Origin of the sequence: Streptomyces malaysiensis subsp. samsunensis (assembly GCF_024519315.1) — a bacterium.
Lineage (GTDB): Bacteria > Actinomycetota > Actinomycetes > Streptomycetales > Streptomycetaceae > Streptomyces > Streptomyces malaysiensis.
Genome location: NZ_JANIIC010000042.1, coordinates 1 through 23021 on the forward strand (window position 1 = coordinate 1; position 23021 = coordinate 23021).

Annotated in this window: 15 protein-coding genes; 11 read left to right on the forward strand and 4 right to left on the reverse strand. The window is 72.3% G+C overall.

Translation table 11 applies throughout. The features are described from left to right. From NQU54_RS50230 to NQU54_RS30555, 8 genes are all read left to right on the forward strand, one after another. Window positions 1-2098 (forward strand): SDR family NAD(P)-dependent oxidoreductase (locus tag NQU54_RS50230; RefSeq protein WP_257633859.1); only part of this gene is annotated, 2098 nt, incomplete at its 5' end. 2 nt (window positions 2099-2100) lie between these two features. Next, window positions 2101-6726 (forward strand): beta-ketoacyl synthase N-terminal-like domain-containing protein, encoded by a 4626-nt coding sequence (locus tag NQU54_RS30525; RefSeq protein WP_372506089.1) that lies wholly within the window; start codon window positions 2101-2103, stop codon window positions 6724-6726. Then, the gene (locus tag NQU54_RS30530) at window positions 6723-7061 is read left to right on the forward strand and encodes an acyl carrier protein (protein ID WP_257633861.1); all 339 of its coding nucleotides are present in this window, start codon (window positions 6723-6725) and stop codon (window positions 7059-7061) included. Before NQU54_RS30525 ends, NQU54_RS30530 begins: the two co-directional genes overlap by 4 nt. Window positions 7062-7064: 3 nt before the next feature. Continuing rightward, window positions 7065-7997, forward strand: coding sequence for an alpha/beta fold hydrolase (locus tag NQU54_RS30535; protein WP_257633862.1), 933 nt, complete (start codon window positions 7065-7067; stop codon window positions 7995-7997). Further along, the gene (locus tag NQU54_RS30540; RefSeq protein ID WP_257633863.1) at window positions 7994-9334 is read left to right on the forward strand and encodes a glycosyltransferase; all 1341 of its coding nucleotides are present in this window, start codon (window positions 7994-7996) and stop codon (window positions 9332-9334) included. The genes NQU54_RS30535 and NQU54_RS30540 overlap by 4 nt, the downstream gene beginning before the upstream one ends. Further along, a complete protein-coding gene (locus NQU54_RS30545) occupies window positions 9331-10452 on the forward strand; it encodes a class I SAM-dependent methyltransferase (protein ID WP_257633864.1) in 1122 nt (373 codons plus the stop codon). Before NQU54_RS30540 ends, NQU54_RS30545 begins: the two co-directional genes overlap by 4 nt. A 41-nt stretch (window positions 10453-10493) precedes the next feature. Then, the gene (locus NQU54_RS30550; RefSeq protein WP_069873900.1) at window positions 10494-11510 is read left to right on the forward strand and encodes a permease; all 1017 of its coding nucleotides are present in this window, start codon (window positions 10494-10496) and stop codon (window positions 11508-11510) included. Then, window positions 11507-12280 carry a TIGR03943 family putative permease subunit gene (locus tag NQU54_RS30555; RefSeq protein WP_069873903.1) on the forward strand — a complete coding sequence of 258 codons (774 nt, stop codon included), beginning with the start codon at window positions 11507-11509 and terminating at the stop codon, window positions 12278-12280. Before NQU54_RS30550 ends, NQU54_RS30555 begins: the two co-directional genes overlap by 4 nt. A gap of 65 nt (window positions 12281-12345) precedes the next feature. On the opposite strand, the gene NQU54_RS30560 is transcribed toward NQU54_RS30555, so the two are convergent. The 4 genes from NQU54_RS30560 to NQU54_RS30575 all read right to left on the reverse strand — a co-directional run bounded on the left by NQU54_RS30560 (window position 12346) and on the right by NQU54_RS30575 (window position 18590). Next, entirely contained in the window at window positions 12346-13140 is a 795-nt protein-coding gene (locus tag NQU54_RS30560) for an SDR family NAD(P)-dependent oxidoreductase (RefSeq protein ID WP_257633865.1), read from the reverse strand. Window positions 13141-13255: 115 nt separating this feature from the next. Continuing rightward, window positions 13256-15760, reverse strand: coding sequence for a beta-glucosidase (locus tag NQU54_RS30565; protein WP_257633866.1), 2505 nt, complete (start codon window positions 15758-15760; stop codon window positions 13256-13258). Between the two features lie 339 nt (window positions 15761-16099). Then, on the reverse strand, window positions 16100-17236 hold the full coding sequence (locus NQU54_RS30570; RefSeq protein WP_257633867.1) for an amidase domain-containing protein: 1137 nt from the start codon (window positions 17234-17236) through the stop codon (window positions 16100-16102). A 130-nt stretch (window positions 17237-17366) separates the two neighbouring features. Then, entirely contained in the window at window positions 17367-18590 is a 1224-nt protein-coding gene (locus tag NQU54_RS30575) for a cytochrome P450 (RefSeq protein WP_257633868.1), read from the reverse strand. A gap of 172 nt (window positions 18591-18762) precedes the next feature. Here NQU54_RS30575 and NQU54_RS30580 point away from each other — a divergent pair, with 172 nt between their 5' ends. The 3 genes from NQU54_RS30580 (at window position 18763) to NQU54_RS30590 (ending at window position 22696) form a co-directional block, all read left to right on the forward strand. Then, complete coding sequence (locus NQU54_RS30580; RefSeq protein WP_257633869.1) at window positions 18763-19371, forward strand: TetR/AcrR family transcriptional regulator; 609 nt, start codon at window positions 18763-18765, stop codon at window positions 19369-19371. A gap of 298 nt (window positions 19372-19669) precedes the next feature. Next, entirely contained in the window at window positions 19670-21280 is a 1611-nt protein-coding gene (locus tag NQU54_RS30585; protein WP_257633870.1) for a helix-turn-helix domain-containing protein, read from the forward strand. 396 nt (window positions 21281-21676) lie between these two features. Further along, complete coding sequence (locus NQU54_RS30590) at window positions 21677-22696, forward strand: glutathione S-transferase family protein (protein WP_257633871.1); 1020 nt, start codon at window positions 21677-21679, stop codon at window positions 22694-22696. Window positions 22697-23021: the final 325 nt, after the last annotated feature.

The window sequence follows — 23021 nt, forward strand, 5'->3', positions numbered from 1 at the left end:
AGATCCAACCACGGCCCCCAAAAGCGGAGCCGAGACCGGGGGGGGGTGGGCGCGACGCGTGGGGGGGGGGGGGGGGACCACCGCCACTCTGGGCGATGAAGAGCTGGAGGAGTTGGCCAGGGCCCGTACGACCGCCGCCGTCACCGACTGGCTCACCGCTCGTCTCGCACCCGCCACCGCGACCATCGCACCGCCGCCCGATGAACCGGAGCCGGTGACCCAGCCCAAGGCCGAGCCGGTGGCCGCGGCCGAGCCGGTGGCCGTGGCCGGTGTGGCGCCCAAGCGGCTGCGGCTGATGCCCGTGCCCCTCGTGCCCGTGCCCCTCGGCGCACCGGACGTGGGCGGATCCGCGCCACCCGATCTGACCGGTCGGCGCTTCGCCCTGCTCGGCGGGGACGGTGACGGGGTGGCCGCGGCGGTGGCTACCCGCCTGGGCGAGCGCGGTGCCGAGACCGTCGTCCTCGCCGCCGACCATCAGCTCGCGGAGGACGACGGCCGGGTGGACGGTGTGCTGCTGCTCGACCCGCTGGCCGCCTCCGGCGCGCCGGTGCTGCCGGAGGCGTTCACCCCACTCCAGTCGGCACTGCGGCGCGCCCCGCATTGGCTGCTGGCGATCCGCCGCACCGACCCGCTCGACGCGCGCACGGCCGGACTGCGCGGGGTCTTCCGCACGGTGGCCAGGGAGTATCCGGACACGATCACCAGGCTGGTGGAGTTCCCCGCCGATGCGGTCGACTCCGCCGACGCAGCCGGGTCCGTCCCTGTGGCCGGGCCCACCGACGTGGCCGGGTCGGCTGACGCAGCCGGGTCCATCGACGTGGTCAGTCCCACCAACGCAGCCGGGCCCGTTACCGTGGCCGGGCCCAGCGACGTGGTAGGGCCCACCGGCGTCGCTGAGTCCCTCGATGCTGCCGGACCCGTCCCCGTGGCCGGGCCCGCCGACTCGGTCGCGTCCATCGCCGTGGCCGGGCCGGCCGACGTGCCCGGGTTCGCTGACGTGGCCGTGTCCACCGCCGCAGCCGTGTCCGGCGACACGCCCAAGCCCACCACCGTGGCCGTGTCCATCGACGCCATTGCCGACGGCCTGCTCGACGAACTGCTTGCCCCGGACCGTACGCTGCCCGTCGTGCTGCGCACCGTCGAAGGGCGGCGGCACAGCCTGGATCTCGTGGAGACCCCGCTGGGTACGCTGGCCGGTTCGGGTGCGGGGCCCGCCGGGGACGGCGCGGCGGAGGCCACCGCGCTCGGTCTGGACCGTGACGCGGTGGTGGTCCTGGTCGGCGGGGCGCGGGGCATCACCGCGCGGTTCGCCGCCACCCTCGCCTCCGCCGCCCGCTGCCGGATCGAGCTGCTCGGCCGTACGCCGGAGCCCGTCGGTCCCGAGGACCCGGCCATCGCCGGGGCCCGCGACGAGACGGCCCTGCGCGCGGCGCTCGCGGCCCGGGGCGGGCTGGGGCCCGCCGAGATCCAGCGGGAGGCCGCCCGGATTCTGGCGCGGCGCGAAGTGACCGCCACCGTGGAGGAGTTGAACGCGCTCGGCGCCCGGGTCCGCTATCGCTCGGTGGACTTCCGCGACGCCGAAGCGGTGCTCCAGGCGGTGAAGCAGATCCACGCCGACCACGGACGGCTGGACGGTGTGGTCTACGGGGCCGGGGTGATCGAGGACCGGCTGATCACGGAGAAGTCCGCCGAGTCCTTCCAGCGTGTGTACGGCACCAAGGTGGAGGGGGCCCGGACACTGTTGGACGCGCTCGCGGAGCTGCCCGAACCCCCGGCGTTCGCCGTGTTGTTCGGCAGCATCGCCGCCGTCCTGGGCAACCGTGGCCAGGTGGACTACGCGGCGGCCAACGACGCGCTGGAGACCCTCGGCGCACGCTGGCGGGACCGCACCGGCCGCCGGGCGCTGACCGTGCACTGGGGCCCCTGGGCACCGGCCGGAGTCCACGGCGGGATGGTCACACCGGAGCTCGGCCGTGAGTACGCCCGGCGCGGCATCTCGCTCATCGACCCCGAGGAGGGCACGCTGGCGCTGCTGCGCGAGCTGGCCTGGGGCGAGGGGTCCACGGGGTCCGTCGTCTACACCGCCTCCGGCTGGTGAGCGTGACGGAGGGGCATTCGCAGCCGCCGGTGGCCATCGTCGGGATGTCCGTGCTGCTGCCCGGCTCGCCGGACCTGGACACGTACTGGCGCAACCTGGTCGGCGGCGTGGACGCGATCAGCGACGTACCGGCCGAGCGCTGGGACGCCGGTTTCTACGCCCCGGACGGCGGTGGCGACACACCGGCCGCGCCCGACCGGGTGTACTGCCGACGGGGCGGATTCGTCGACGAGTTCGCCCGGGTCGAGGCCGCCCGGTTCGGCATCATGCCGAACTCGGTGTCCGGCACCGAACCCGACCAGCTGATCGCCCTGGGTGTCGCGGCGGCGGCCATCACCGACGCGGGCGGTGAGGACCGGCTGTCCGACCGGCAGCGGGTGGGCGTGGTGCTGGGCCGGGGCGGCTATCTCACCCCCGGGCTGGTCCGGCTGGACCAGCGGGTGCGCACCGCCCATCAGCTCGTACGGACCCTCGGCGAGCTGCTGCCCGACCTCGACCCCGGCCAACTCGACCTCGTACGCGCCGCGTTCACCGAGCGGCTCGGCCCGGACCGGCCCGAGGCGGCCATCGGTCTGGTGCCCAACCTCGCCGCCTCGCGCATCGCCAACCGGCTCGATCTGCGCGGCCCCGCGTACACCGTGGACGCCGCCTGCGCCTCCTCGCTCGTGGCCGTGGACCAGGCGGTGGGGGAGCTGGCCTCGGGCCGGTGCGATGTGATGCTCGCGGGCGGAGTGCACCACTGCCACGACATCACCCTGTGGAGCGTCTTCTCCCAGCTGCGCGCGCTGTCGCCGAGCCAGCGGATCCGGCCCTTCCACCGTGCGGCCGACGGTCTGCTGATCGGCGAGGGCACCGGTGTGGTCGTCCTCAAACGGCTCGCCGACGCCCTCCGCGACGGCGACCGCGTCTACGCCGTGATCCGTGGCACCGGAGTGGCCTCCGACGGCCGCGCCACCGGTTTGGTCAACCCGGACCCGGGCGGCCAGACCCGGGCCGTACGGCAGGCGTGGCGGGCCGCGGGGCTCGATCCGCGCGAGCCGGGCGCCATCGGGCTGCTGGAGGCGCACGGCACCGCGACGCCCGCCGGGGACACGGCCGAACTGGCCACGCTGGCCGAGGTGTTCGGCCCTCGCGACACACCGGCTGAGACGGCCGTCATCGGCTCGGTGAAGTCGATGATCGGCCACACCATGCCCGCCGCCGGTGTCGCGGGGCTGGTGAAGGCCGCCCTCGCGGTCCACCACGGCAAGCTGCTGCCCACCCTGCACTGCGACGACCCCCATCCGGCGCTGGCGGCCACCCGCTTCTCGGTGTTCGGCGCGGCCGAGCCCTGGGAGGCGCCCGTACGGCGCGCCGCCGTCAACGCCTTCGGATTCGGCGGGATCAACGCCCATGTGGTGCTGGAACAGGCGCCGCCGGTGCCGGTGGCGCGGCGTGCCACGGCCGTCGTCATCGAACCGGAGCGGGTGCTGGCGCTGGCGGCGGACACCCCGGAGCGGCTGGCCGAACTGCTGGCGGCGGACGACGCGACCGTACGCACGACGGTGACGGGACGGACCGCCCGTACCCGCCTGGGCATCGTCGAACCCACCGCGAAACGGCTGGCGCTCGCCCGGCGCATGGTGGCCAAGGGCCGCCCATGGCGGGGGCGCAACGACATCTGGTTCACCCCCGAGCCGCTGCTCGGCGCGGGATCACGGTACCCCGGCAAGCTCGCCTTCGTCTTCCCCGGCCTCGAAGCCGAGTTCGCCCCGCGTGTGGACGGTGTCGCCGGGTACTTCGGGCTCTCCCGCCCCGCCGGGCACAGCGTCGGAGAGACTGCGCGCGTGGGCGACATCGGCCGCCACGGCGTCGGTGTCTTCGGCGTCGGGCGGCTGCTGGACGCGGCGCTGCGGCGGATGGGCGTCGTACCGGACGCGGTGGCCGGGCACAGCGTGGGGGAGTGGACCGCACTGGCCGTGGGCGGTCTCTACGCGGGCGAGGAGGTCGACGCCTTCCTCGACTCCTTCGACCCCGACGCGCTACGGGTGCCCGGACTGGCCTTCGCCGTCCTCGGTGCCGGTGCGCCACGGGTGCTCGCGGAAATCGAGGACCGGGCGGACGGCCGGATCGTGCTCTCGCACGACAACGCGCCCAGCCAGTCGATGGTGTGCGGACCGCGCGAGGAGGTCGAGGAGTTCGTCCGGGCCATGCGCGCCGAGGGCGTGATCGCGCAGCTCCTGCCCTTCCAATCCGGTTTCCACACCCCGATGCTGGCGCCCTACCTCGACCCCATACGAGCCGTGACGGAACGCTTCGAGCTGCGCCTGCCGCCCAGGATCTCCGTCTGGTCCGGGACGACCGCCGCACCGTACCCGGCGACCGAGGCGGACGTGCGCGAGCTGTTCATCCGGCATCTGCTGGAGCCGGTGCGCTTCCGGCTGCTGACCGAGGCCATGTACGAGGCGGGCTTCCGCGGATTCGTCCAGGTGGGCACGGGCCAGCTGGGGTCGCTCATCGGCGACACCCTGCACGGTCGCGACCATCTGGTGGTGGCCGCCAACTCCCCCCACCGGGACGGTGTGTCGCAGCTCCGCCGCGTGGCCACGGCGCTGTGGACGGAGGGGGCGGAGGTGGATCCGGCGCTGCGAAGCGAGGCTGAAGCCTCGCGGGCGAAACCGGTGCTTCCTCCGGTGCGGCTGGACCTGAACGGTTCGCTGGTCTCGCTCGGCGAGCCACGTCTGAGCGAGTTGCGCGATGAGCTATCGCGGGCGGTGTCCCGGGGAGCGGGGCCGCACCGTGGTAGCCGGCCGCCGTCGCCGGGTGCCGGTCGGGTGGTGCCCACCCGTTCCGCCCCGCGGAACGATTGCCCACCACTGTTGTGGGAAGCCGAACTCAACGCTCTGCTCGACGAGACCGCCGCCACCGCGACCGCGGTCATCGCGGCGAGCCGGACACCGACCCCGCGCACCTACGAGCTGTGTGTCTCCACCGAGACCATGCCCTACCTCCATGACCACTGCTTTTTCCCCCAACGCCCCGGCTGGCCCGATGAGTCGGACCGCTGGCCCGTGGTCCCGGCCACCACGATCGTCCACCACCTCATGGACGCCGCCGAACACACAGCGGCGGACCAAGGGGTGGACGGCGCCGTGGCCGTCGCCGTCCATGGCGCCCGCTTCGATCAGTGGGTGACGGCCGCGCCCCCCAGCACCGTCCCGGTCACCGTCACCCCCGCCACGTCCGGCCACTACACCGCCACCTTCGGCCGCGGCGCCCGCGCCACCGTGGAGGTCGCCCCCCACCACCCCGCGACCCGCCCCGCCCCCTGGCCCACCGACCCCGCCACCGAGCGCACACCCGACCACAGCGCACAACACCTCTACGACGAGCGCTGGATGTTCCACGGCCCGGCCTTCCAGGGGCTCACCGCGCTCACCGCGATCGGCGAGTCGCATCTGCGCGGCACGATCACCACACCCCCCGCGCCCGGCGCCCTGCTGGACAACGTGGGACAGCTCCTCGGCTACTGGATCATGGCGACCCGCACCGAACGGACCGTGGTCTTCCCGGTCGGCATGCGTCTGATGCGCTTCTTCGGCCCGCATCCGGCCCCCGGCACACCGGTGGAGTGCCTGATCAGAATCACCTCGCTGACCGATACCACGCTCGAAGCGGACGCACAGCTGCTGATCGGTGGCCAGGTGTGGGCGGAGCTGTCCGGCTGGCAGGACCGCCGGTTCGACAACCATCCCGAAACCCGCCCCGTGGAGCGCTTCCCACAGCGCAACACGCTGTCCCTGCCCCAGCCGGGCGGCTGGGTACTGCTCCATGAGCGCTGGCCCGACCTGGCCTCCCGCGATCTGATCATGCGTAACCACCTGAGCAGCGACGAGCGCACCGCCTATGAACACCAGGCGCCACGCGGCCGCAGACAGTGGCTGCTGGGCCGGATCGCGGCCAAGGACGCGGTACGGCGCCGGCTCTGGGACCACGGCGAAGGCCCGGTCTTCCCCGCCGAGATCGGAATCCGTGAGGATGCCCAGGGGCGCCCGTATGCCATCGGCGTCCACGGCCGGACCCTGCCCGAACTGGCGCTTTCGCTGGCACACCGGGCCGAGGCCGGGGTTGCCCTGGTGGTGCCGCGCCGCACGAACGGGGCCCCGGGCCCCGGTATCGCCATCGAGGAGGTGGCCGACAGCGATGACCACGCCCTCGCCCTTGGCCGGGCGGAGCGGGAACTCCTCACGGCCGTGACGGCCCGGAGCGGTGCGTCACGCGCCCGCTGGGCCACCGCCTTCCGGGCTACGAAGGAGGCCGTGGCCACGGCGGAGGGCACCGGCCTCCGCGACGGGCCACGGGACCCCCGCGACGGGCCACGGGACCTCGGCGACCGGCCACGGGACCTTCGCGACCGACCACGGGATCTGACCATCGTCGAGGTACGGCCCGGAGCGGACGGCCCCGACACGACACCGGTCCGGCTCGTCGTCGAGGTGGCGGCCACCGTCCCCGGGCAGCGACCGCGCCGCTACGAAGTCCACACCCGCACCATCGCCAACCCGCCCGGACTGCCGGACAGGGACTACGCCGTGGCCTGGACGACCGGCCCGGACCACCAGGAACAGGACCAGGAGAGCGATCAGTGACCAGCGTCAATCAGACCGCCCCGTCACCCGCCGCCGAGGCACCGGCCGACGCACCAGCCGTGCTCGCGGAGATATCCGGGATGCTCCGGACCATGCTCGACGAATACGGCCTCGACGATATCGAGATCACCATGGAGACCCGATTCACCGAGGATCTGGAGCTGGAGAGCATCGACCTGGTCACACTGGCCGGAAGCCTGGAGGCCCGGTACGGCAGACAGGTCAACTTCGCCGAGTTCGTGGCCGACTTGGAGCTAGAAGAGATCATCGACCTCACCGTGGGGCAGCTCGTCGAGTACGTCGTCCGGTGCGTCAGGGCCGCCGGGGAGCGCTGACCCATGGCGATGATCGACACCGCCCGCGAAACACACGACGGCACGGGCAGCGGTACGGGCGACGACACGGACCAGGCCACCGACCACGACGGTCCGGATACCGGAGCGGACGGCGTCCGGCTGCATGTCCAGCGGCTGTCCCCGCCCGATGGCCGCCCGCCCACCGCCACCGCCGTACTCATCCATGGTCTGCTCACCGACTCCCTCGCCAGCTGGTACTTCACGGTGGCCCCCGACCTCGCCGCCGCCGGTCTTGAGGTGGTGATGTACGACCAGCGGGGACACGGCCGCAGCGAGCGCCCCGGCTCCGGCTACCGGCTGGACACCTTCGTCACCGATCTGGAGCGGCTGCTCGACCGGCTGGACATCACCGGGCCGGTCCATCTGGTGGGCAACTGCTTCGGCGGAACGGTGGCGTTCGCCTACGCCATGCGCCATCCGGAGCGGGTGGCCGGTATCGCGGTGATCGAGGCGAAGCCCGCCACCGAGAGCTGGCTGACCGAGATCAGCGGGATCCTCCGGCGCGTCGCCACCGAACTGGTCGTCCATGAGGCCGAGTCGCTGGCCTGGGTCAGCGCCCACCGGGGCGCCCACACCGCACGGCTGGCCAAGTCGGCAGCCCGCCTGGTCCGTACCACCACCATCGCCGAGGACGTACCCGCGAGCGGGGTGGTGAGCGAGGAGCAGGTCCGCGCGGTGCGCTGCCCGGTGCTGGCCGTCTACGGCGCCGATTCCGAACTCGCCGGGCAGGAGCGGTGGTTGGAGTCGGTGCTGCCCGGCACCCGGACCGTCGTCCTGCCGGGACAGGGACACTCGGTCCTCGCCGAGGCGCCCACGCGCATCCGCGAACTGCTGCTGTCCTGGATCCACGAGGACGAAACGGCCACTGGCGCCCCGGCGGTGGGCGCGGCGGCGCTGGAGGCCGATGCCCTATGAGCGAACCGAGCAGAACCTCGGAAGTCCCACCCCGCCGCTTTCTCTTCGTCGTGCCCCCGCTCGTCGGCCATGTCAATCCCACCCTGGGCGTCGCGGCCGAACTCACCGCGCGGGGCCACCAGGTGGCCTGGGCCGGAATGCCCGAGGTCGTCCAGCGGCTGACCGGGCAGGGGGCGACGGTCTACCGCTGCGCCGGGCCGGTGCTGGGCGAGGGCGGGGCGGACCGGCCACCGGACGTACGCGGACCGGCGGCGCTGAAGTTCCTGTGGGAGCGGTTCCTGGTGCCGCTCGCCGAGGCCATGGCCCCGGGCGTGGCCAAGGCCATCGGGGAGTTCCGCCCCGATGTGGTGATCGCCGACCAGCAGACCGTGGCGGGCGGACTGGTGGCGGAACGGCTCGGGGTGTGCTGGGCCACGTCCGCCACCACCTCGGCGGAGTTCACGGGAGCGCTGGACGGCATGCCCAAGATCGACGCCTGGCTGGACGGGCTCATGGCCGAGGTGCGGGGCCGGATCGGGGATCCGGAGGGCACGGCCGACCCCCGGTTCTCACCGGATCTGGTCCTGGCCTTCACCACCGAGGAGCTGGCCGGACGACCGGCCCGGGCGGGCGACCGTATCCACTACGTGGGCCCGTCGATCGCCGAGCGGCCGGCCACGGCGGACTTCCCCTGGGCGTGGCTGGACCCGGCGCGCCCCGCCGTCCTGGTCACGCTCGGCACCGCGAACACCGATGCGGGGGCGCGTTTCCTCACCGAGTGCCTGGAGGCCGTACGGGCGCGGGCCGGGCGGTTCCAGACGGTCATCGTCGATCCCGACGGTGTACTCGCCCGGGCCACCCCGGACGTCCGGAACACCCCTGCCGCCCCCGAGGTCCGGAACGCCCCCGCCGCCCCGGACGACAAGGACGTCCTGGTGTGCCGTTACGTCCCCCAACTCACCCTTCTGAAGCGCGTGAACGCGGTGGTGTGCCACGCGGGCCACAACACGGTCTGCGAAACCCTGTGGCACGGCGTTCCGCTCGTCGTGGCCCCCATCCGGGACGACCAGCCCGTGGTGGCCGCCCAGGTGGTGGACGCGGGCGCGGGTATCCGGGTGCGCTTCGGGAGGGTACGCGCGGCGGCGCTCGGCGAGACGCTCGACGCCGTACTGGACGAACCGCGGTACCGCGCCGCCGCCGAGCGCGTGAGCGCGTCCTTCCGCACGGCGGGCGGCGCCACCGCGGCCGCCGCCCACCTGGAACGGCTGGCCACCGCGAGCGCCGTCACCCGCGTGGAGCGGCCGGCCACCGGAACCGCCGCCACCCACACCACCGCGAACCCGGGAGGGGAACGATGAGCCGCGAGAGTGCCATACCCCGCACACCGGAGAAGCCGTCCCGCGCCGAGACCGTCGCCGCCCTGCGCCCCCGCTACCAGGCCGATCTGATGCGGGGCACCGAGCGGTTCTTCGAACCGCGCCGCACGGACTGCCCGTGGTGCGGCTCGACGTGGCTGGCGCGGCGGCTGCTCACCAAGGACCGGTACCAGAACAAACCCGGCCGCTTCCGGCTCGACACATGCCGGGACTGCCGCCATGTCTTCCAGAACCCCAGGCTGAACGGCGACGGCCTGGAGTTCTACTACCGCGACTTCTACGACGGGATGGGGGAGATCGAACTCGGCAATGTCTTCGCCGGACGGGACAAGGTGTACCGGCGGCGGGCGATGTTCCAGGAGCCCTCGGCCGAGCCCCCGAAGACCTGGCTCGACGTCGGCACGGGACACGGCCACTTCCCCGAAGTGGCCCGTACCGTCTTCCCGGACACCCGCTTCGACGGACTGGACTTCACCGCCGGGGTCGAACTGGCCGAGCGGACGGGGCGTATCGACCGTGCCATCCGCGGCAGTTTCCCCGAGCTCGCCGAGGAGCGCCTGGCCGGGAGCTACGACGTGGTGAGCATGTTCCACTACCTGGAGCACAGCACGGACCCCCGGGCCGAACTCCGCGCCGCCCGCCGCGCCCTGCGGCCCGGTGGCCATCTGCTGATCGAGGTGCCCGACCCGGAGTGCTGGTTCGGCCGGCTCTTCGGCCGGTTCTGGCTCCCCTGGCTCCAGCCCCAGCATCTGCACTTCGTTACGGTGGCCAACCTCCGCGAGGAGCTGACCGCGCTGGGCTTCACGGTGACCGTCGAAGAGCACCGCGAGCCGTCGGACACGGTCGACCTGCTCGGTGCCGTTTGGCTGGCGCTCAACGCGATCGCCCCGCCCGACGACTCCCCCTCCCTGGCCAAGCCGCCCGGCCGGCTCCGATGGCTGCTGCGCTGCGCGATCCTGCTGGCGGGCGTGCCGGCCCTTGTGGTCGCGACCACCCTTGACCGGCTGCTGCTCAAGCCGCTGGCGGGGCTCGGGAAGATGTCCAACGCCTATCGGGTGGTGGCCCGGTGCGATGCCTCCGCCCACTCCGGCCCCCGCTAAGGTGACCCCCGGGCCCCGCCTCGGGGCCCGGGGGAGGGGAGATGCACGGCGATGTCGAGGCCGAGGAGGCCGGAGGGCTGCGCACGGCCGTGCGCGTCAGCACTCTGGCCCTGGTCGCGGGCCTGCCGGTGGTGGTGCTCGGCGGTGTGGCCATCGTTCTGAGGCCGGATATCACCGCGGCGCTGGACGGCCGTGCGGTGGCGGCCTGGCGGACGGTGTTCACCGCGATCGTCATCCAGGGTGTGCCGTTTCTGCTGCTGGGCACGGTGGTGTCGGCCACCATCAGCGCGTTCGTACCGGCGTGGGTTTTCACCCGGGTACTTCCGCGCAATCCGGCGCTCGCCGTACCCGTGGCCGGTGCCGCCGGGGCGGTGCTGCCGGGGTGCGAATGCGCGTCGGTGCCGGTGGCCGGGAGTCTGATGCGGCGCGGGGTGCCCCCGGCGGCGGCGCTGGCCTTTCTGCTGTCGGCCCCGGCCATCAACCCGATTGTGCTGGTCGCGACCTATGTGGCCTTCCCCGGTAACCCGTGGATGGTCGCCGCCCGGCTGATCGCCTCGCTGCTGACCTCCGTCGCCATGGGCTGGCTGTGGATCCGGGCGGGCCGCGAGGAGTGGCTGCGGCTGCCGAAGGGACCGGCCGGGCACACTCCCGGCGCCAGTCGCGCGGAGGAGTTCCGGGTCTCGCTCCAGCATGACTTTCTGCACGCCGGGGGCTTCCTCGTGGTCGGCGCGGCGGCCGCGGCCACCTTCAATGTGGCGGTGCCGCACTCCGTGCTGCGGCTCTTCTCCGACTCCCTGTGGCTCTCGCTGCCCATGCTGGGGCTGCTCGCGGTGGTCCTCGCGGTCTGCTCGGAGGCCGACGCGTTCGTGGCCGCCTCGCTCAGCGGATTCTCGCCCACCGCCCGGCTCGCCTTCATGGTGGTCGGCCCGATGGTGGACCTCAAGCTCATCGCCCTCCAGTCCGGCACCTTCGGACGCGCCTTCGCGGTGCGCTTCTCGTCGGCCACCTGGGTCGTGGCGATGCTGTGCAGCACTCTGGTGGGGTGGTGGCTGCTGTGAAGCGCAATGTCCAGGTGCTGCTGCTGCTCTTCCTCGGGGTCGGTCTGCTGCATATCTCCCTGCTGACCGATCTGTATCTGCGCTATGTGCGCGAGGGCCTGCGGCCCGCGCTCATCGCCTCGGGGGTGCTGCTGATCGCGCTCGGCGCGGTCAGCGCCGCCCGCGACGGCTTCCCGTTCAACCGCCCCCGCACGGACGGCGCCCAGGACCATGACGACGGCCACGGCCACAGCCACGCGGGCGGCCCCAAGGTCGCCTGGCTGCTGTACGTACCAGCCCTGACCATCCTGTTCCTGGCGCCGCCCGCCCTCGGCTCGTACACCGCATCGCGGGACGAGGCGAAGGCGCCCAAGGCCCCCTCCTCGTCGTCGTCCGGCGACAGCCTCTTCCCGGCCCTGCCGGACACCGGCGTGGTGCCGATGTCGCTGAACGACTTCAGCTCCCGTGCGGTCTGGGACACCGACCGCACCCTGAAGGGCCGTACCGTCCGGCTCACCGGCTTCGTCACCCCAGGGCGCGATGGCACCTGGTACGTCAGCCGCCTCGTCATCAGCTGCTGCGCCGCCGACGCCCAGGTGCGCAAGGTGCGGGTGCACGGGGCCTCGGCGCCGCCCGCCGACGCCTGGGTGACCGTCACCGGCACCTGGCATCCCACCGGAAAGGTGGGAACGGACGACGCGAGCCCCGCACTGGACGTCACCGCCGTACGGCGCGTCCCCGCGCCCAAGGACCCGTACCACGACATGGTGACCGGGCCGGGCGGCGGTTGAGCCCTATGGGGAGGACGGCCACCATGCCGCGCTGAACAGCCCGGACCGCCCGACGGCGCCGGGGGTCAGGGGAGGATCGAGTCGACGTAACCGCCGTCCACGCGCACGGCCCCGCCCGTGGTGGCCGTGGCGAAAGGGGAGCTGAGGTAGACCGCCATATTGGCGATCTCCTCGGGCTCGATCAGCCGCTGGACCAGCGACTGCGGCCGGTACTTGGCCATGAACTCCCGCTGCGCCTCGTCCCAGGGCAGCTCCGGGTCCACCAGTTCGTACACGAAGTCCTCGACCCCGCCGGTGTGGGTCGGCCCGGCGATCAGCGAGTTGACCGTGACCCCGGTGCCGGCGGCCTCCTTGGCGAAGCCGCGGGTGACGGCGAGCAGCGCGGTCTTCGACATCCCGTAGTGGATCATCTCGGCGGGGATGACGACCGCGGAGTCACTGGCCACATTCATGATCCGGCCCCATGAGCGGTCCTTCATCCCGGGCAGGAAGCTCCGGATCATCCGGACGGAGGCCAGGACGTTCACCTCGAAATAGCGCCGCCACTCATCGTCGCTGATCTCCAGCGGCGGAGTGACCCCGAAGATGCCGAGGTTGTTGACCAGGATATCGGTGTCCGGTACCGCGTCGGTGACCTGGCGGGCGCCGTCATCTGTGGTGATGTCACCGGGGGCGGGGGCGAACGAGCCGCCCTCCGTGTCCTCCTCCAGCTTCTCGATGGCGGCCTCGACGGACTCCTGCCGGCGCCCGTTGACCGCGACACGGGCGCCCGCCCGCGCCAGACCGGCGGCGATGGCGAATCCGATGCCCTGCGTGGAGCCGGTGACCAGGGCGGTCCTACCGGAAAGATCGATCTGCACGGCGCTCCTTCGTCGATGCCTTAATGCTTGCGTGCGCCATTAGTTGCACACGCGCCATACTAGCGTAGTCGGATGCGAAGGCGGCCGTGGGCCACGGGACTTCGGCTGCGGCGGCCTAGCCCCCATGGCGGACCTCGACCCGGCCCCGCAGCCATGGATCGCGGGAGGAGGAGCCCACCTCCACGGTCCGGGGCCCGGTGCCGAGTACCCATTGATGGCGTTCGGTGTCCCAGGAGGACAGCGTGCGGGCGGCCATGCGCACCGTCACCGTCCGTGCCTCACCGGGTCGCAGATGAACCCGCCGGTACCCCGCCAGGGCCCGCTCGGCCTGGGTCAGCGGCAGATCGGGGGAAGGCCCCACATACACCTGCACCACCTCGGCCCCGGCCCGGCGCCCGGTGTTGCGCACGGTGAACGCCGCCTCCAGGCCGTTTCCGTGTCTTCGCAGCCGCAGCCCCGCATAGGCGAAGGTGGTGTACGACAGGCCGTGGCCGAAGGGGAAGAGCGGCCGTACGCCCTCCGCGTCATACCAGCGGTAGCCGACGTGGATGCCCTCGGAGTACTCCTCGCGGCCGTCCACCCCGGGGTAGCGGCGGGGGTCTCCGGCCATCGGATGGCGGTCGTCGGAGACGGGGAAGGTCTGGGTGAGCCGGCCGCTGGGGTTGGCGTCACCGAAGAGCAGGGCGGTGGTGGCGGCGGCGCCCTCCTGGCCGGGGTAGTACATCTGGAGGACGGCGCCGGTGCGTTCCAGCCAGGGCATCGCGGTGCACGAGGAGGTGTTGAGGACGACGGTGGTGTGCGGGTTGGCCTCGGTGACGGCGGTGATCAGCGCGTTCTGATGGCCGGGGAGGGCGATGGTGGTCCGGTCCCTGCCCTCGGTGGCGTCCTCGTAGGCGAAGAGCACCACGCGGTGCGCGGCGCGGGCGGCGCGCACCGCCTCGGCGACATCGGCGGCACGGGTGGCGGAGGTGGTACGGCGCAGCCGGAAGGCCAGCCCCTCGCTGCCGCCCTTGGCGGTGACCTTCAGCCGGTGTTTTCCGGCCGTCAACGCGACGGCCGTCCGGCGCACGGCGAGCCCGTCCGGAGTGGCGCTGACGAAGCCACCGGTGAAGTACTCGCCCAAGCCGGCCCGGAACGGGAACAGCTCCTCGTCGTCCAGCAGAACCTTCGGGCGGCCGGTGGGCGGACCGCTGAAGTGCAGCACGAACGTCCACTCGTCGGATTCGTCGACGGTGAGGGTGCCGTCGTACGTCCAGCTCTTCCCCGCCGCCACCTTCCGCTCCTCCAGCCCGGTGGCCGGGGAGAGCGCGGTGGCGGGGATCGTCTTGCCGAACACGTCCTCGCCCACGGCGTGGTCCACCCGGGCCCCTTCTCCGGCGCGTTCGCGGATCGTCTCCAGCGGGCTCGCGGCATGGTCGGGGACCACATGGGCGCTGCCGCCGCCACTGACGAAGGGAATGGCACCGGTGGGCCCGACGACGGCGATCGACCGGGCGGCCGGCCCGGTCAGCGGAAGTGTGCCGCGCTCATTGCGCAGCAGGACACCGCCCGCCGTCGCGACCTTCAGCGCGGTGCGCGCCCCGGCTCCGGGGTCCCGGCCGGGCCGGGGCGGGGCATCGCCGTCCAGCAGGCCGAAGCGGTCCATGACGGTCAGCACGCGGCCGACGGCGCGGTCCACCTGGGCCTCCGGTACGGCCCCGTCGGCCACCGCCTTCCGCAGGGCCTCGCCGAAGTACTCGCCGTCCGGCATCTCCATGTCGAGCCCGGCGCCCAGGGCCGCCGCGGTGCTGTGGGCGGCGTGCCAGTCGGTCATCACCCACCCGTCGAAGCCCCAGTCCGCGCGCAGCACCCCGGTCAGCAGTGGCCCGCTCTCACAGGCGAACGCCCCGTTGACCTTGTTGTAGGCGCCCATGACGGCCCCCGCGCCCGCCCGTACGGCCGACTCGAAGCCGGGCAGCTCCATCTCCCGCAGCGTCCGCTCGTCGACCACGACATCGATCGACTCCCTCTCATGCTCCTGGTTGTTCAGGGCGAAGTGTTTGACGGTGGCGATCAGGCCCTCGGCCTGGATGCCGCGGATCTCCTCGGCCACCAGCTGGGAGGTGAGCAGGGGGTCCTCGCCGAAGGTCTCGAAGTCGCGTCCGGCGTACGGGGTGCGGATGAGGTTCACCATGGGGGAGAGCAGCACGTCCTGGCCCAGCGCGCGGCCCTCGCGCCCGATGGTGCGCCCGTACTCCCGCGCCAGGGCCGGATCGAAGGCGGAGGCCAGCAGGACCGGCGCGGGCAGCGCGGTGGCGTGCCGGGCCACCCGTACACCGGCGGGCCCGTCCGCGAGCCGCAGCGGCGGAATGCCGAGCCGGGGGACACCGGGGGTGTAGCCCGCCTGCCCGAGGCTCAGGGGATCCTTCGCGCCGTGCAGCAGCGAAACCTTCTCCTCGAGCGTCATCCGTCCGATGAGGGTGTCCACCCGGGCGGCGGGACCGGGGGTGGGACCCGACGCGGGACGGGGACCCGCGGCGGGATCCGGCTCGGCCGCGGCCGTCGGCCATCCGCCCCCACCGGCGGCGGCCATCGCTCCCAGGAAGGACAGGGCGGAACGGCGTGACAGGGCGCCCGGCATGGCGTCACTCCATCTCTCGCGGCTCGAAGACGTGTGTGTATGCAGGCGTGCTGACATGGCATCGGGGTCCGTGGAGGTGAACACCGTGCGTGAACACCGTGCGGACATCACATCACGGGGTCGGCCGCTCGCCGGTGTGCGCCGGGTTTCGGGATCGGGGTGTCGCCGGTCGGCGCACGGCGAGCCGCGCGGCCACGCGGAGGTCCTTCTCGCGTGGCCGGGGCGGGTGCGGAGCCGATCGGAGAGCGGCGGGGCACCCTGGCCGGGGGCGGAACACGGTGGACCCCGCCCGGGAGCGGCGGGGTCCACGGTCGGGGAGCCGGCCGCGCGCCGGACGTCTCAGGTGCGGTAGGCGTAGTAGGCCGAGTTCGGGTACGAGGCGATGATGCCGGCCACGGACTTCCGGTAGGTGTTCACCGAGTGGTAGGTCAGATACGGGACCCCGCTCGAGCTCCGGTAGGTGACGAGCATGGTGTGGTCCTTGGACCCGTCCTCGTCGAAGTCCATCTGCATGACGTCACCGACGCCCATGTAGTAGACGTTCGCCAGGTTGGTGGCCCGCTTGGCATCCAGCGTGAACCAGGACCACTCGTTGGCGCCCACCCAGGAGGTCGACTGGTACGAGGTGTCGTACCACCAGCTGCGGTAGTCCTCGGAGTCGCCGGACTTGTTGGCCCAGCCGCCCGCCTTCAGGGCCTGGCTGACGAAGTTGGTGCAGTCCCCACCGGCCTCGTTGAACTTCCGGTAGGCGGGGTTGTAGTTCTGCCAGTACTTCTCCGCGTACGAGGCCATCGCCGTGTAGTCGTAGCTGCCCGCGGGCTTCGTCTGGGGCCGGGACGGCACCGAGATGGCCGCGGGCGTCGCCTCGGGCAGGGCCGTCGTCCCGGCCGCCACCCGCGCCGTGCTGGGCTCGTTGACCGCCAGCGGGCCGTCGTCGGTCGAGGTGAGGCCGGTCAGCTGCCACTTCCCGTCCGCCGTGGCGGCGAAGCTCAGCCGGTGGTGCGCCTGGAAGCCGGTCGTCGCGGGCTCGTCGCCGCGTATCTTCTTGTACGCCAGCGTCGTGGTCTCGGTGGCCTGGACCGTGGCGCGCCCGGCCTCGACCCGTACCCGGTCCACCGCCACCCGGGTGTCGGCGGAGGTGTACGCCTCGCCCAGGGCCGCGAGCCGCGCCTTGCGGGTGCGCAGCGTGGACAGCGCGGTGTCCTCGGTCCGGGTCTGCCCGGCCGACAGACGGACGTTCTTCTCGGCGAGCGGGGCCGCGCTCCGCACCGACCGCTCGGTGTCCAGCAGCGCCGCCGTGCGCTGGGTCAGCACCGCGTCGGCGAGGCGGCCGAAGGACTGCGCGGTCGCGGCGTCCACGGTGCCGGCCGCCGCCGGGTTCTCCGCCGCGCTCGCGGCGGAGGCGGGCAGCACCACGGCGGACAGGGCCGCCGTCAGCACGGCCCCCACGGCGGATCTGAAGCTCGTTGACTTCACGTGTATTTTCCCTCCACACTCCCGGACCGGACGGGCCGGGGTCACCGAATCGTCACATGAACTCCCCGTGTGTGGAGCTCATGTGACGATTTCGGCCGCGCGGAGGCCGGGCCTCGCCCCCGGGGGGGCGTCACCAGGTGACGGGCAGCTCGTGTGCTCCGTAGATGACCATGTCGCTGCGCATCCGGACCTCCTCCGGGGGCACGGCGAGCCGCAGCCCCGGGAACCGGCGGATCAGCCCGCGGTAGCCCGACACCAGCTCGATCCTGGCCAGATGCTGCCCGAGACACTGATGGATGCCGTAGCCGAAGGCCAGATGGCTGCTGCGGGGACGGCCGACGTCGAGCGTGTCCGGGTCGTCCACCAGCGCCGGGTCCCGGTTCGCCGCCGGGACCGAGACGGCCACCGACTGGCCCGCCGTGACGGTGACACCGCCGACGACCACGTCCTCCAGCGCGATGCGGACCGGGAAGGCGTTGACGATGCTGAGGTAGCGCAGCAGCTCCTCGACGGCCTGCGGAAGGAGCGACTCGTCGGCCCGCAGCCGCTCCAGCTGCTCGGGCTGGCGCAGCAGGGCGAAGGTGCCGAGGCTGAGCATGTTGGTGGTGGTCTCATGACCGGCGATCAGCAGCAGCCCCGCGATGCCACCGATCTCCTCGTCGTCGAGCTCCTCGACGGCGGTCAGCAGGGAGATCAGATCGTCCTGCGGATCCTTGCGCTTGGCCTCGACCAGGGTGCGCAGAAAGGTGTCGAGCTCGATCTTCCCGGCGACGAATTCCTCGTCGGTGCGGTCCTGGCGGAGCAGCCGCGCGGCGACGGACTGGAAGAGCTCCCGCTCCTCGTACGGCACCCCCAGCATCTCGCAGATCACCAGTGAGGGGATGGGCATGGCGAAGTGGCGCACCAGATCGGCCGGTTTGCCCGCCGCCTCCAGCGCCTCCAGCTGGGCGGCCACGATGTCCTCGATGCGGGTCTCCAGCTCACGCATCCGACGCACCGTGAAGTACCGCGTGAGCTGGCCCCGGTAGTGCCCGTGCTGCGGCGCGTCCATGGCCAGGAACGACCCCGCCCCGCTGCTCCGGTCCCTGCGGACCGACTCGGGGACCGGCCGCATCGCGTCGTCGCCACGCCAGCGCTCGGCGCTGAACCGGGGGTCCCGCAGCACCTCCCGCGCCTCGTGATACCCGGTCACCAGCCAGCCGACGCTGCCGCCGGCGAACCTCAGCGGGCTCACCGGCGGCCCCGTCAGCAGCGCCTGTGCCGGGTTGATGTAGTCGTCCCGCTCCTTCGGATACATCGGAAGGTCATGGAGATCCCGGAGGTCGTCATGGGTTGTGGGCGGCGGAGCGTTCACGATGGCTCTCCTTCGTGGTCCTCGAGTTCCCGGGGCGAACGGCCGGGAGCCGTCAGGCACAGCTTTCGATAGGGAACGCTACCGATAGGGTTCCCTACTGAACAGGGGGACGGATCGGCTACCGTACGGATCTGGCCAGGTTTCCGAACAACTGGGGGAGAGGGGCACACGGATGCCGCCGCAGCGGTCAAAGACCGTGGAAGCGCTGATCGTCGGGGCGGAGCGGGCGTTCGCCGAACGCGGCTTCCACGGGGCCTCGATCGGATACATCTGCCAGTGCGCGGGCAGGACCACCGGGGCCTTCTACTCCAACTACGACAGCAAGCTGAAGCTCTTCCTCGATGTCTTCCGGCGGCACAGCGACCGCACCGCCGACTACATCGGGGAGCGGATCGCCGAGATGGACACCGGACGGGACCTGGCTCCCCAGCTCGCCCGGACCTTCGCCGAGATCTTCAACGGTGAGCACCTGGACGCCCGGTGGGTCTTCATCCACCTGGAATTCCGGCTGATGGCGCTGCGGGACTGCGATGCCGCCTCCGCGCTGGTGGAACACGAGAAGTGGTTCAGCCGCCGCATCGGCACCATGCTGGACGCGCTGTTCGACCGGGCGGGCCACCAGCCCGCGCTGCGCGGCACCGAAATGGCCGCGCTGCTCGGCGCGATGACCCGGGGCATCAAGCTGGACCGGGGCATCTACGCGGTGGGCGGGGTCGACGATCCGCTCTCGACCGACCAGGTGGCGATGGCGCTGGAGGGCCTGTTCCGGTCGGTGGCCTGAATGCGCGGCCGCTGAGGGGGCTCTTCCAGTTGATCGCCAGGGCGTCGTCGCCCTTTTCCCCGTTGCTTCCCCGTTACAAGTGGCAGGTCAACCTCACAGGCCCCGCCACGACCTCCACAAAGGCACCTGGCCTGCGCGGACACCCCCCGATCCGGGCGGACCCGCCCCGCGGGACCGGCGTGATCCATGCGCCCCTCGCCGAGGCCCCGTGAACCGGTCAATAAAGTACGTCGGTGCGCGGACCGCCGATCGGTCCGCGCGGCATGGCGCACCGCGGGGGGTGAGGAGGAGCACTGCTGTGGAGGCACGGGCGCACACCGGGCGGCTGGACGAGTTGTTGCACGAGGTGCGGCGACAGATGAGCCGGGGGGTCGGGGCGGATCCGCGGGCGGTGCTGGACTGGCTGGGCCGGCAGATCGACGCCGATGTCGCGCTGGTCGGGAGCGAGGGCGCGGTCGAGGCCGCCACCGCGCGCTTCCCGCGGCGGATCCTGCCCACGCTCGAACCGACGCTGACGCGGCTGGCCGGTGGGCAGATGGCCGCGGCGGCCACCGAGAGCGGCGCCCTTCAGGTGCGTCTGGAGGCGCTCGGCTCGCGCGCGCCGCGCCCCGTCCTGGTGGTGGCCGGGACCTCGGCGCCCACCCGCGAGGCGGCCTCGCTGGTCTCGCACGCCGGGAGTCTCATCGCGCTCCTGGACCGGGCGCAGGACGCGGACACCACCTTCCGCGGCTATCAGTACAAGGCGCGGCAGCTGCGGTTCGCCGTCTTCAGCGCCCTGCTGGCGGGAGATCTCACCCTGGCCCGCCGGATGACCACCGGCGCCGTTCCCGCGCTGCTGGACGCCGAACGGCTGCGTGTCTATCTGCTGCACTGCCCGACGGAGGACCGTGACCGGCTGACGCAGATCTACCAGGACGGCTCGGGCTATCACGGCACGGGCCTGATGGTGCACTGCCCGGCCTTCAAGGAGCACCTCATCTGTCTTGTCGCCGAGGAGGCCGAGGGCGAGCCCGGCGCCTGGCCCCACGACCCCGCCGGCCCGGATGGTCCCGCCGACATCGCCGACCCTGATGACCCCTCCGGCCCCGCCGGCCCCTCCGGCCCGGACGACTTCGACGACGGTCCCGGGGCGACCCACGGCCAGGGCGCGGTGCTGCGCCGCCTGGTGCGGGAGAACTCGCACTACGCGCTGGGCATCAGCAGCCCGTATCCGCTCGGCGCGACGGCCGAGGCGTACGGGCAGGCGCTGCACGCCCTGGCCGCGGCGCGCCATACCTCCGAGCGGGTGGCCGCCTACCTCGGCCGGACACCGCTGGTGCCGCTGCTGCCCCGTACGGAGGCGGACACCTGGGCCCGCGCCCTGCTGCGGCCGCTGGGATCCACCCCGAGAGCCACCCTCGACATCACCCGGCTCGCCGTCACCTTCCCCCGGTCCGCGGTGGCCCGGCTGCTGGACATCAGCCGCAACACCGTCTCCCACCACCTCAACCGGGTGGAGACCACCCTCGGTCTCGACCTGGGCGACGTACGCACCCGGGCAGCCCTCGACCTGGCCTTCGGCCTGGCCGGAGGGCCGCTGGACGGTGGCTTCGGCGCCGAGCGCGGGCGGCCGGTGCCCACCCTGGACGAGCTGCTCCGCACCGAGCCCGCCCACGCCTGGGCGCGGGAGTTCCTCCGCCCGCTCCAGGACACCCGTGGCCGTGATCTGCACACCACTCTGCGCGCCTGGATCGACGCGAACACCGACGCCCAGCGGACCGCCCGCCACCTCGGTCTCAGCCGGAACACCGTCAGGGCCCACCTGCGGGCCGCCGAACACCTGCTCAGCCGCGATCTGCTCACCACCGGCTCGGGGATCCACGACCTGGTGCACGCACTGCACATCACCGGGCTCCACCCGACGGGCTGACTGCGCACCGTGCACATGTCGCGGGCACGCGATGCGCACCGTGCACCGTTGCCCGCCCCGGTGATCCGCTTTAGCGTCACTTCTGCCGCACAGCGCGGGAAACGAAGCCCCGCCTCCGCGAGACGCCGGCCTGTATCACCACGTGGGGAGTGATGCAGTCCGGCGCCGTAAGGTGCTCACAGCTCCGAGGGCTTCGTTCCCGCGGTGGGCGCGGACCGTCGCCGGCGCGCCGCCGTATCGCCACCACTCTGTCCGATCCGTGAGGAATACCCCTTCCCGAGATGTGGAACCGGGTAGGTGTCCTCCGTGGCACGGGAGCCTCGAAGCCTCGGAGGCCGACCCGTGACCCGGACCGTCCATGACGGTTCCCGCTTCGGAAGGTGGTAGGTGGTCCCGTTGAACACCGCTGACCAGGAGACACCCCGCGAGCGCGAGGAGTTCCGCCGATCCGCGCCGCACTTCGCCGACCGGATCACCGCCGACGGCCGGGACGGCTGGCCGGTGGAGGCCGGGCGCTATCGGCTGGTGGTCAGCCGGGCCTGCCCCTGGGCGAGCCGCGCGCTGGTCTCACGGCGGCTGCTCGGCCTGGAGTCCGCCCTCCCGGTGGCCATCACCGACCCCATCCAGGACGAGCGCAGCTGGCGCTTCACCCTGGACCCGGGGGGCCGGGACCCGGTGCTGGGCATCGCGTTCCTCAGCGAGGCGTACGACGCCCGTGAGACGGGATATCCGGGCGGGGTGAGCGTGCCCGCGGTCGTGGACGTCCCCAGTGGCGCGCTGGTCACCAACGACTACCACCGGATCACCCTGGACCTCGCCACCGAGTGGACCGCCCTCCATCGCGAGGGCGCCCCGGATCTCTACCCCGAGGAGCTTCGCGACGAGATCGACGAAGTGGCGGAGGGGGTCTACCGCGATGTGAACAACGGTGTGTACCGGGCGGGCTTCGCCGAGCACCAGGGCACCTACGAGGAGGCGTACCGACGTCTCTTCGCCCGCCTCGACGAGCTGTCCGAGCGGCTGTCCACGCGGCGCTATCTGGTCGGCGACACCATCACCGAGGCCGATATCCGGCTGTTCACCACGCTGGTCCGCTTCGACGCCGTCTATCACGGCCACTTCAAGTGCAATCGCAACAAGCTCAGTGAGAATCGGGTGCTATGGGGCTATGTCCGTGACCTTTTCCAGACACCGGGCTTTGGGGACACGGTCGATTTCGACCACATCAAGCGCCATTACTACCAGGTGCACACCAATATCAATCCCCGGCGCATCGTCCCGCTCGGCCCCGACCTCTCCGGGTGGCTGACACCGCATCACCGTGAGGAGCTGGGCGGGCGCCCGTTCGGCGACGGCACCGCGCCCGGACCGGCGCCGGACAGCGAGGTGGTGCCGGAGCAGGGCCGGGCGCTCTGAAGTCGCACATGTCGTCTTTCCTGCGGCGTTCGTCCTCGCATGCGGGGTTGTTCGCCCGGTCTTCAAGCGATCGGCACACCTGTTACACAGATGCCATGTGCTCCCCCCGGCTCATGCGCCACCTCGGCCCCGGCCATGGCGACATGGCTGGAAATGACGCGCGTCACCTCGCTCCAGGGGTGCGATGCCAGCGGAGTTCGGTGACCTTTCTGTGATGGAACGGCGCCGATGAGGTGCACGGGTGTGTTCGTGGTGTGATCGGAAAGTGGCGGAATGCCCGGCTCCGGGGCTTGGCTGATTCGCAGCGTGGCGAGCCCCGTGGTTA

Excerpts from the sequence above, each read along its gene's own strand:
- NQU54_RS30535 (WP_257633862.1), top strand. The coding sequence starts at position 7,065 with ATGGCGATGATCGACACCGCCCGCGAAACACACGACGGCACGGGCAGC.
- NQU54_RS30540 (WP_257633863.1), top strand. The coding sequence starts at position 7,994 with ATGAGCGAACCGAGCAGAACCTCGGAAGTCCCACCCCGCCGCTTTCTC.
- NQU54_RS30545 (WP_257633864.1), top strand. The coding sequence starts at position 9,331 with ATGAGCCGCGAGAGTGCCATACCCCGCACACCGGAGAAGCCGTCCCGC.
- NQU54_RS30550 (WP_069873900.1), top strand. The coding sequence starts at position 10,494 with ATGCACGGCGATGTCGAGGCCGAGGAGGCCGGAGGGCTGCGCACGGCC.
- NQU54_RS30565 (WP_257633866.1), bottom strand. The coding sequence starts at position 15,760 with ATGCCGGGCGCCCTGTCACGCCGTTCCGCCCTGTCCTTCCTGGGAGCG.
- NQU54_RS30580 (WP_257633869.1), top strand. The coding sequence starts at position 18,763 with ATGCCGCCGCAGCGGTCAAAGACCGTGGAAGCGCTGATCGTCGGGGCG.